Genomic DNA, 10004 nt, shown 5'->3' on the forward strand with positions numbered 1-10004 from the left:
CGATGCCGTGCTCGGCGAGCTTCGCGCGGCCGGCCGGGGTGATCCAGTCGCTGCTCCAGGGCGGGGTGAGGACCGTACGGATCTCCACGCGCGCGTACCCGGCGTCCGTCAGCCGCGCGGCCACCTCGGCGCGCATCTCGGCCATGGCCGGGCAGCCGGAGTAGGTCGGCGTGAGACTCGCTACCACCGTGCCGTCCTCGCGCACTTCGACGTCACGCAGGACACCGAGGTCGGCCAGCGTGAGCATGGGCATCTCGGGGTCGGGCACCTGCGCGGCGATGTGCCGGGCGCGCCGCGCGTCGAGCAGGGTGGTCACCATGTCGCCTCCGGGTGGGCGCGGGCCACGCTCTGGAGTTCGGCGAGAAGCGGGGCCAGGTGTTCGGTGTGGTCGCCGTCGCGGCCGTGCCCGGGGACGGGTGCCGCCTCGGGCCAGGCGAGCCCGGCGGCGTCCGTGACCTGGTGGAGCACGGCCAGCACCTCGGCCTTCAACTCTCCCTCCCCCGCGAAGAGTTCGTCCACGTACGGCGCGATGGCGACCAGCGCGTCCCGCATCCTCCGCTGCGACTCCTCGGTGCCGTCGCCCAACCGGACGACCCACTCGGCGGCGTACTGCCGGTGGTACGCCAGCTCCTTGACGCCCTTCGCGGCGATGGCGGCGAGCACCGGGTCCGGTGTGGTGACGGCGAGGCGCTCGAAGAGGGCCAGCCGCCAGGAGGACAGCACCAGAAGGCGGGTGACGGAGAACGCGAAGTCCCCGTTGGGGAGTTCGGCCAGCCGTACGTTGCGGAAGGCGTCGGCGTCGCGGAAGTAGGCGTACGCGTCCTCGCCGCGTCCGGTGCCGTCGACCTGGCCGGCGCGGGCATAGAGCAGGCGGGTCTGGCCGAGCAGGTCGAGCCCGATGTTGGCCAGCGCGACCTCCTCCTCCAACTCGGGGGCGGCCGTGCACCATTGAGCCAGCCGTTGTGCGCTGACGAGCGCGTCGTCACCAAGTGCCAGGCAGGACGCGGCCAGTTGGGTGGTGTCGGTCCCCTCCGGCACGCTCTGGTCGACGCCGTGCAGCGGGTCCTCGAAGCCGGTGCCGAAGGCCCAGCGGGCGTCGCTGTCGTCGTGCCCCTCGGCCAGGGACAGATAGACGTGGTCGTCACTCATTCCCTGCTCCTAGATGTGGGGGACGTCTTCGGGGATGTCGTAGAACGTGGGGTGGCGGTAGACCTTGTCGGCGCTCGGCGCGAAGAACGGGTCCTTCTCGTCGCGGGTCGAGGCGGCGATGTGCTCGGAGCGCACGACCCAGATGGACACGCCCTCGTTGCGCCGCGTGTAGAGGTCGCGGGCGTGGGTGAGGGCCATGGCGTCGTCGGCGGCGTGCAGCGAGCCGACGTGGACGTGGTTGAGTCCGCGCTTGCCGCGCACGAACACCTCGTACAGGGGCCAGTCCTGCGTCATGCCGCCGCTCCTTCTGTCTTCTTCGTACGCGCGGCCTGCTTGGCCGCGTGGGCGGTGGCCGCCTCCCGGACCCAGGCGCCCTCCTCGTGGGCGGCCCGGCGGCGGGAGACCCGCTCGGCGTTGCGCGGTCCGTCGCCCTTGATCACGCGCTGCAACTCGGACCAGTCGGGGGTGCCGAAATCGTGGTGACCGCGCTCCTCGTTCCAGCTCAACTCCGGGTCGGGCAGGGTGACTCCGAGCTTCTCGGCCTGCGGGACGGTCATGTCGACGAAGCGCTGGCGCAGTTCGTCGTTGCTGTGCCGCTTGATCTTCCAGGCCATGGAGCGGGCCGAGTTGGGCGAGTCGTCGTCGGGCGGGCCGAACATCATCAGCGACGGCCACCACCAACGGTCCACCGCGTCCTGGACCATGGCCCGCTGCGCGTCCGTGCCGCGCATCATCGTGAGCAGCAACTCGAAGCCTTGGCGCTGGTGGAAGGACTCCTCCTTGCAGACCCGCACCATGGCCCGCGCGTACGGCCCGTACGAGCAGCGGCACAGCGGCACCTGGTTGCAGATCGCCGCGCCGTCCACGAACCAGCCGATCACGCCGACGTCGGCGAAGGTCGGCGTCGGGTAGTTGAAGATCGACGAGTACTTCTGCCGGCCCTCGATCAGCGCCTCGGTCAGCTCCGCGCGGTCCGCGCCCAGGGTCTCGGCGGCCGAGTACAGATACAGCCCGTGTCCGGCCTCGTCCTGCACCTTGGCGAAGAGGATCGCCTTGCGGCGCAGGGAGGGCGCGCGGGTGATCCAGTCGCCCTCCGGTTGCATCCCGATGATCTCCGAGTGCGCGTGCTGCGCGATCTGCCGGATCAGGGTCTTGCGGTAGCCGTCGGGCATCCAGTCGCGGGGCTCGATCCGCTGGTCCTTCGCGATCGTGGCGTCGAACTGCTCCTCGAACCGCGTCTCGTCCCGGTCGGCGGCTGACGCCTCCGTGCCTGTGCTCGTCATCGACACCCCAACTCCCCTACCGACCATTCGTTCGGTTCCCAGTGTGAAGGGTTTCCCCCGGTGAGGCAAGACCTGCCGGGCGAATGGCTGGTCAGCGGCCCGCGGACCACGGCTCCGCCGACACCATCCGCCTGCCCCACGCTCACTCCCACGTGTAGAACCCCTGCCCCGTCTTGCGGCCCAGTTCACCGCGCGCGACCTTGTCGCGCAGCAGCTGCGGCGGGGCGAAGCGCTCACCGAGGGTCGAGTGCAGGTATTCGGCGATGGCCAGCCGTACGTCGAGGCCGACCAGGTCGGTCAGGCGCAGCGGCCCCATGGGGTGCTTGTAGCCGAGGCTCATCGCGTCGTCGATCGCCTCCGGCTCGGCGACGCCCTCCTCCACCATGCGGATCGCCTCCAGGCCGAGCGCCAGTCCGAGGCGGCTGCTGGCGAACCCGGGCGAGTCCTTGACCGTCACGTCCTTCTTGCCGAGCGCGTGCGTCCAGTCGAGGGCGGCGCCGACGGTGGCGGCCTCCGTGCCGGGCGCGACGACGATCTCGACGAGGGCCGAGGCGGGCACCGGGTTGAAGAAGTGCATGCCCAAGAAGCGGCCGGGCCGGGAGAGCGCGGCGGCGAGTTCGGTGACCGACAGGGAGCTGGTGTTGGTGGCCAGCACGGTCGTCGTACCGACCGCCCGCTCGGCCGCCGCGAGCACACGGGCCTTGAGCCCGACATCCTCGGGGACGGCCTCGACGACCAGGTCGGCGTCGGCGGGCAGACGGTCGACGGAGTCCGCCATGGTGACCCGAGCAAGAACCTGCTCCGGGGGCTCGCCGAGCAGGCCACGCTCGGCGGCCCGCTTCAGTCCGGTCGCGACCCGGTCCAGCGCGGCGGCCGAGGCCTGCTCACCGCTCTCCACGACGGTCACGGACGATCCGGCGGCGGCGAAGGATTGCGCGATACCGGCGCCCATCCGACCGCCGCCGATGACTCCTACAACTGCGGGCGCGGAGTGGGGTGTTGGGCTCATGCGCGGCTACTCCTCTTCTCCAGGCCCCTCTTATTCAAGTTATTCAAGAAGAGTGTCATCCGGTCCCTCTTGTCCTGCCCCTCGAAGAGCACAGCTTGCGCAAGGTCGTCGGCGATCGGGTGGGCGCCCGGCGAATCGACCACGAGTTTGGTGAGCCGGAGCGCGGTGGCCGAGGACCGGGCCATCCGGTCGAGCAGCGCGTGCGCCTCGTCCAGCAGCTTCTCCGCCGGTACGACGTCGATGACAAGCCCTGCGGCCAGCGCCGCCGCCGCGTCGAGGTTCCGTCCGGCGAGCAGCACCTGCTTGGCCACGGATTCTCCGACCAGCTCGGGCAGCCGCCAGCAGGCACCGGCCGCGGCGAGGATCCCGAGGCCGGGCTCCGGGTTCCCGAAGACGGCGTCCGGACCGGCGATCCGCAGATCACAGGCGTACGACAACTCAGCGCCGCCGCCCAGCGCCCAGCCGTCCACCGCCGCGAGGGTCGGCATCGGCAGCCGGCGTACCCGCTCGAACAGCCGACTGTTGATGCCCTGCAGCGCCTCGTCCCGCCCGCGCTCCAGCAGCTCCGCGATATCGGCGCCGCCCGCGAAGACCCCGCCATGACCGGTGAGCAGCAGCAGCTTCGGGTCCTGCTCCAACTGCTCGCAGACGGTGTGCAGTTCGCGGATCATCAGCCCGCTTATGGCGTTGCGCGCCTCGGGTCGGTGCAGCGTGACGACGACGCGGTCCGCGCGCTCTTCGACGCGGAGAGTCTCGTAGGACATGGGCGCGCTCACACCCGCTCCACGAGCATCGCGACACCCTGGCCGACGCCGACGCACAGCGTCGCCAGACCCCTCCGGGCATCCTCCCGCTCCAGCCGGCCGAGCAGCGTGAGCAGGATGCGGGCGCCGGAGCAGCCGAGGGGGTGGCCGAGGGCGATGGCGCCGCCGTCGGCGTTGACCTTGTCCTCGTCGAGCTTCAGGCGGCGCGTGACCGCGAGCGCCTGGGCGGCGAAGGCCTCGTTCAGTTCCACGGCATCCAGGTCGCCGGTCCCCCATCCGGCGCGGGTGAGGGCCTTCTCGGTGGCGGGGACCGGGCCGAGCCCCATGAGGTGGGGCTGCACTCCGGCCGAGGCGGAGGTGACGATGCGGGCCCTGGGGGTGAGTCCGTGGCGACGGACGGCCGCGCCGCTCGCGACCACCAGGGCGGCGGCGCCGTCGGACAGCGGTGAGGACGAGCCCGCGGTGACGATGCCGCCGGCGCGGAAGATGGTGCGCAGGGAGCCGAGCTTCTCCAGCGTGGTGCCGGGGCGCGGGCCCTCGTCGCGGGTGACCTCGCCGCCCTTCACCACCACCGGCACGATCTCCCGGTCGAAGTGGCCCAACTCCTGTGCCGCGACGGCCCGTTGGTGGCTGCGCAGCGCGAAGGCGTCGGAGTCGGCGCGGGTGATGCCGTCGAGCGCGGCGACCTCCTCGGCGGTCTCGCCCATGGACAGGGTGTCCTGCGCGGCGAAGCGCGGGTTGGTGAAGCGCCAGCCGAGCGAGGTGTCGTGCACCTCCCCGGGCTTGGCCCAGGGGGTGCCGGGCTTGGCCATCACCCAGGGCGCGCGGGTCATGGACTCCACGCCGCCGGCGACGACGAGGTCCGCCTCTCCGGCGCGTATCGCCTGGGCGGCCGAGGCCACGGCGGTCAGTCCCGAGGCGCAGAGCCGGTTGACGGTGTAGCCGGGCACGGTGTGCGGCAGCCCGGCCAGCAGGACGGCCATACGGGCCACGTCCCGGTTGTCCTCGCCGGCCTGGTTGGCGGCGCCGAGGATCACCTCGTCCACCTCCTCGGCCGGAATCCCGGCCCGGCGGACCGCCTCGCCGACGACCAGCGCGGCAAGGTCGTCGGGCCGTACGGAGGCCAGGGCGCCGCCGTAGCGGCCCTGCGGGGTGCGGGCCCCGTCGATCAGATAGACCTCGTCGGAGGACGGCTCGGAGCTGGTCTGGGGCATGCGTTCCACCTCTTGACAGGCAGTGGTGATGCTGGATTACTTGGCCGTGCCGCACGCTAACCGAATGTTCGGTCGGTCCACAAGGTGGTGGAAAATGACGCAGGCCATGAACACGGCCTCCGGTCCCACGGAGAAGATGTTCGCCGCGGACGAGGCGTCCCGGGCGCTCGGTATCGAGCTCGTCGAGCACGGCGAGGGGACCGCCGTGCTCCGGATGACCGTGACCCCGGCCATGGTCAACGGACACGGGATCGCCCACGGCGGCTATCTGTTCCTGTTCGCGGACTCCGCCTTCGCCTGTGCCTGCAACAGCCACGGCCCGGTGACCGTGGCCGCCGGCGCCGACATCGACTTCGTGGCCCCGGCGCACGAGGGCGACGTCCTGGTGGCGACCGCGACGGAGCGCACCCGGTTCGGCCGCAGCGGCATCTACGACGTGAGCGTGGAGCGCGGCGACCAGGTGATCGCGGAGTTCCGGGGACGGAGCCGCAGTATCGACAGCACGAGGACGAAGGAGTCTCCATGAGCAGCGACCCGAAGGCCCCGGTGGCCGCGAGCCCACGCCTGGGCGAACCGCTGCCCGAAGCGCTGCTGGACGCCGCCGAGCGCCTCACCCGCGAGGAACTGCGCGCACACCAACTCGGCCTGCTACAGGCCACGTTGCGGCACGCGTACGACAACGTGGAGCTGTACCACCGCAAGTTCGACGAGGCCGGTGTCAAACCCGCCGACTGCCGCACTCTCGATGACCTGGCCCGGTTCCCCTTCACCACCAAGGCCGATCTGCGGGAGACGTACCCCTTCGGCATGTTCGCCGTCCCCATGGACCGGGTCCGCCGTGTCCACGCCTCCAGCGGCACCACCGGCCGCCCCACGGTCGTCGGCTACACGGAGAACGACCTCTCCATGTGGGCGGACGTGGTGGCCCGTTCGATCCGCGCGGCCGGCGGCCGTCCCGGCCACAAGGTCCATGTGTCGTACGGCTACGGGCTGTTCACCGGCGGCCTGGGCGCGCACTACGGCGCCGAGCGCGCGGGCTGCACCGTGATCCCCGCGTCCGGTGGCATGACCGCCCGCCAGGTGCAGATCATCCAGGACTTCGAGCCCGAGATCATCATGGTCACCCCGTCCTACATGCTGACCCTCCTCGACGAGTTCGAGCGCCAGGGCATCGACCCGCGCGCCAGCTCCCTCAAGGTGGGCATCTTCGGCGCCGAGCCGTGGACGGAGGAGATGCGCCGCGAGATCGAGGAGCGGATGGACATCCACGCGGTCGACATCTACGGCCTGTCGGAGGTGATCGGCCCCGGTGTGGCGCAGGAGTGCGTGGAGACCAAGGACGGCCTCCATGTGTGGGAGGACCACTTCTACCCGGAGGTCGTCGACCCGTTCACCGACGAGGTGCTCCCGGACGGCGACAGCGGTGAACTCGTCTTCACCTCCCTCACGAAGGAGGCGCTGCCGATCATCCGCTACCGCACCCGCGACCTGACCCGGCTGCTGCCCGGCACGGCCCGCCCGGCCTTCCGGCGGATCGAGAAGATCACCGGCCGCAGCGACGACATGATCATCCTGCGCGGGGTGAACGTCTTCCCGAGTCAGATCGAGGAGATCATCCTGCGCACCCCCGCCGTCGCCCCGCACTTCACGATCCAGCTGACGCGCCGCGGCCGGATGGACCACATGACGGTCCGCGCCGAGGCCCGCCCCGGCGCCGGTCCCGAGCAGCGGACGGCCGCGGCGGCGGCGATCGGCAAGGGTGTAAAGGACGGTGTGGGCGTGACCGTGGACGTGGAGATCGTCGACCCCGAGACGCTGGAGCGCTCGGTGGGCAAGATCCGCCGGGTCAAGGACTTGCGGGAGCAGTGATGTTCGGGGGGCGCCGGGCCGGTGACCGGCGCGGCGGCCCAACTCCCCTCCCCCGCAGGCCACATGACCGTCCCGAGTACGATGATCGAGAGCTCGGCCCGATCCCTCCACTCGGCACGATGGAGTTGCCATGACGACCGACCCCCAGTCGGCCCCGCAGATCGACACCGGCAAGGCACATCCCGCACGGGTCTACGACTGGCTGCTGGGCGGCAAGGACAACTACCCGGTCGACGAGGCCGTGGGGGAGAAACTGCCGCCCGAGGCGAAGGACGCGGCCCGGCAGAACCGTCAGTTCATGCACCGCGCGGCGACCTGGCTGGCGGGCCGGGGCATCGACCAGTTCCTGGACATCGGCACCGGCATCCCCACCGCGCCCAACCTGCACCAGATCGTGCAGCGGACCGTGCCGGCCGCGAAGGTCGTGTACACCGACAACGACCCGATCGTGCTGCGCCATGCCGAGGCGCTGCTGATCAGCCACCCCGACGGGGTCACCGACTACATCCAGGCCGATGTGCGCGAGCCCGAGGCCATCGTCGAACACGCCCGCCACGTCCTGGACTTCGACCGCCCGATCGCCCTCTCGCTGATCGCGCTGATGCACTTCATCCCGGACGAGCAGGACGCCCACGGCATCGTCCGCGACCTCGTCGCGACCATGCCGTCCGGCAGCTGTCTGGTCCTGTCGCACGCCGCGTCCGACCTCTACCCGGAACTGGCGGCGCAGGTCACCGCCGAGTACGCCAAGGGCGGCATCAAGCTCGGCTTCCGCACCCGCCCGGAGGTCGCCCGCTTCTTCGACGGCCTCGACCTGGTGGCGCCCGGCCTGGTCACGGCGACGGAGTGGAACCCTCCGGCACCCGGCGAGACCCCGGAGGGCAGCGGGATCTACGCGGCGGTCGCGCGGATCCCCTGAGCCCTCGGATCCACCGTGCTGTCAGTGCGCGGTATTGGTCTGCCATACGACGCCGCCGTCGGTCGCGATGACCATGTTGCCGTCCTCCAGCACCTTGAGGGTCGCCCCGGCGGCGCCTCCTGTGTTGCTGGCCCACACCGGCTGCGTCTGGGCGTTGTAGACCACCAGGTTGCCGTCCGCCTGGAACACCGCCGTGTTCCCCTCGCCCGAGGTCTGGCTGGCCCAATGAGCGGTGCCGTCCTGGTCGTAGAGCACCAGGTTGCCGTCCGTCTGCATGATCAGCCTGGAGCGGACGGTCTCCAGGACCTTCCCGGGGTCGAAGGTGAAGGGCGGCTTCACCACCACGGCGTCGGGCAGGCTGGCCGCGCCCGTGCCGGAAGCGGAAGGTGACGCCGACGGGGTGGCCGATGCCGATGTGCCGGTGGATCTGCTCGAACTCGCGGACGGGGAGGGGTGGGCGGAGGTGGAGTCCTTGTCCTGGAAGGCGTGGGACACCAGCAGTGAGGCGGTGACGGCGACCAGCGAGACCGCGCCGACGGCGGCCCACAGCACGCGACGCCCGCGTCGGGTCCCGCCACCGTCCGGCTGCGCGGGCGGGTGGGGACCGTAGGCGCCCGGCGCGGGGGTGTCGAGGCCGGCCTCGGGTGCGAGGAGCGTGACGGCGTGGTGCTGTCGGGCACCGTCCAGGGTGGCCGTCATCGCGTCCGGGGCGACGGCCACGGCTCCGCCCCCGAGGTCGGCGACGGTCGCGGCACGCTCCCGGTCCGTCAACGAGCCGACGGCGAGGGCGCGTTGATAGGCGGGATGGTGGACGAGGTCGGCCTCGGCCCGGGCGAGTTCGATGATGCGCTGCGGGGTGGGGCGCTGCGTGGGATCGCTGCGCACGCAGGCCTCGATCAGCTCGGCGACGCCGGGGTCCACGCCCTTCAGGTCGATCTCCCCGTGCACCGAGCGGTAGGACACGGCCGCGAACGGCCCGTCCCCGTAAGGGGGTCGGCCGGTGACGGCGAACGCCAGGGTGGCCCCGAGGGCGAACACATCCGCCTCCGGACCGGTCCGGCCGCCGGTGAAGGTCTCCGGCGCGATGTATCCGGGACTGCCGATCGCACTGCCGGCCTGCGTGAGGTTGGACGCCTCGGTGGACCTGGCGATACCGAAGTCGATCAGCTGCGGGCCGGTGGCGGAGAGGATGACGTTGTGCGGCTTGAGATCGCGGTGCCACACCCCTCGGACGTGGATGGCCTCAAGACCCTCGGCCAGGGCGGCCAGCATGACCCGGGCCAGGTCAGCGGGGAGCGGTCCGTCGCTGACGACGGCGGCGTGCAGGGTGGGCCCCGGCACGTACTCGGTGGCCAGCCAGTACGGCGGTGTCTCCAACTCCGCGTCGATGAGCGAGGCCGTGTACGCGCTCCGGACCGTGCCCAGGGTCTCCACCTCGCGGCGGAACCGGCTCAACGCGTGCTCGTCGTGCCGGAGTTGGTCGTTGATCACCTTCACGGCGGCGGGACGGCCACCGGGCGACCGGGCGAGGTACACCTTCCCCATCCCGCCCTCGCCGAGTCTGCCGACCAGACGGTAGCGGCCTATGTGCGAGGGGTCGGAGCCATCGAGCGAAAGCACGGAACATGTCCTCCTTGAGCGGGCCCGACGATCACCGGATCCACCGTGAGGTCGACGCGGCCGGGCTCCGACCCGACATCCTAGGGGTGCGATCACCGACGTCAGGCCAACAACCCGCCATCGGCCGTCAGTTGCCCGTGGATGTCCTCGTGCACCTGCACGAGGACATCCACGGGC

General features: G+C 71.3%; 11 protein-coding genes. 3 read left to right on the forward strand and 8 right to left on the reverse strand.

Features of this window, described 5'->3' with window-relative positions; all coding sequences use genetic code 11:
- From paaD to JHN45_RS50310, 7 genes are all read right to left on the reverse strand, one after another.
- Positions 1–319: 1,2-phenylacetyl-CoA epoxidase subunit PaaD (gene paaD, locus JHN45_RS50280; RefSeq protein ID WP_201056155.1), on the reverse strand; the 319-nt coding region annotated here is incomplete at its 3' end.
- The gene (paaC, locus tag JHN45_RS50285; protein WP_201056156.1) at positions 313–1149 is read right to left on the reverse strand and encodes a 1,2-phenylacetyl-CoA epoxidase subunit PaaC; all 837 of its coding nucleotides are present in this window, start codon (positions 1147–1149) and stop codon (positions 313–315) included. The genes paaC and paaD, both read right to left, overlap by 7 nt.
- Before the next feature lie 9 nt (positions 1150–1158).
- The gene (gene paaB / locus JHN45_RS50290) at positions 1159–1443 is read right to left on the reverse strand and encodes a 1,2-phenylacetyl-CoA epoxidase subunit PaaB (RefSeq protein ID WP_033278572.1); all 285 of its coding nucleotides are present in this window, start codon (positions 1441–1443) and stop codon (positions 1159–1161) included.
- Positions 1440–2432 carry a 1,2-phenylacetyl-CoA epoxidase subunit PaaA gene (paaA, locus tag JHN45_RS50295; protein WP_201056157.1) on the reverse strand — a complete coding sequence of 331 codons (993 nt, stop codon included), beginning with the start codon at positions 2430–2432 and terminating at the stop codon, positions 1440–1442. The genes paaB and paaA overlap by 4 nt, the downstream gene beginning before the upstream one ends.
- 142 nt (positions 2433–2574) lie before the next feature.
- Positions 2575–3441 carry a 3-hydroxyacyl-CoA dehydrogenase family protein gene (locus JHN45_RS50300; protein ID WP_201056158.1) on the reverse strand — a complete coding sequence of 289 codons (867 nt, stop codon included), beginning with the start codon at positions 3439–3441 and terminating at the stop codon, positions 2575–2577.
- The gene (locus JHN45_RS50305; RefSeq protein ID WP_201056166.1) at positions 3438–4205 is read right to left on the reverse strand and encodes an enoyl-CoA hydratase/isomerase family protein; all 768 of its coding nucleotides are present in this window, start codon (positions 4203–4205) and stop codon (positions 3438–3440) included. Before JHN45_RS50305 ends, JHN45_RS50300 begins: the two co-directional genes overlap by 4 nt.
- Positions 4206–4213: 8 nt before the next feature.
- A complete protein-coding gene (locus JHN45_RS50310) occupies positions 4214–5419 on the reverse strand; it encodes a thiolase family protein (RefSeq protein WP_201056159.1) in 1206 nt (401 codons plus the stop codon).
- Between the two features lie 94 nt (positions 5420–5513).
- On the opposite strand from JHN45_RS50310, the gene paaI reads away from it, so the two are divergent.
- From paaI to JHN45_RS50325, 3 genes are all read left to right on the forward strand, one after another.
- Entirely contained in the window at positions 5514–5945 is a 432-nt protein-coding gene (gene paaI / locus JHN45_RS50315) for a hydroxyphenylacetyl-CoA thioesterase PaaI (RefSeq protein WP_201056161.1), read from the forward strand.
- Positions 5942–7288 carry a phenylacetate--CoA ligase PaaK gene (gene paaK / locus JHN45_RS50320; protein ID WP_201056164.1) on the forward strand — a complete coding sequence of 449 codons (1347 nt, stop codon included), beginning with the start codon at positions 5942–5944 and terminating at the stop codon, positions 7286–7288. The genes paaI and paaK overlap by 4 nt, the downstream gene beginning before the upstream one ends.
- Positions 7289–7418: 130 nt before the next feature.
- Positions 7419–8207 (forward strand): SAM-dependent methyltransferase, encoded by a 789-nt coding sequence (locus JHN45_RS50325; RefSeq protein ID WP_200716912.1) that lies wholly within the window; start codon positions 7419–7421, stop codon positions 8205–8207.
- Positions 8208–8228: 21 nt separating this feature from the next.
- Here the strand turns inward: JHN45_RS50325 and JHN45_RS50330 are convergent, their stop codons facing one another.
- Positions 8229–9827 (reverse strand): protein kinase, encoded by a 1599-nt coding sequence (locus JHN45_RS50330; RefSeq protein WP_307783439.1) that lies wholly within the window; start codon positions 9825–9827, stop codon positions 8229–8231.
- Positions 9828–10004: the final 177 nt, after the last annotated feature.

The organism is Streptomyces sp. MBT53 (assembly GCF_016654115.1).
In the GTDB taxonomy this organism is placed as follows: domain Bacteria; phylum Actinomycetota; class Actinomycetes; order Streptomycetales; family Streptomycetaceae; genus Streptomyces.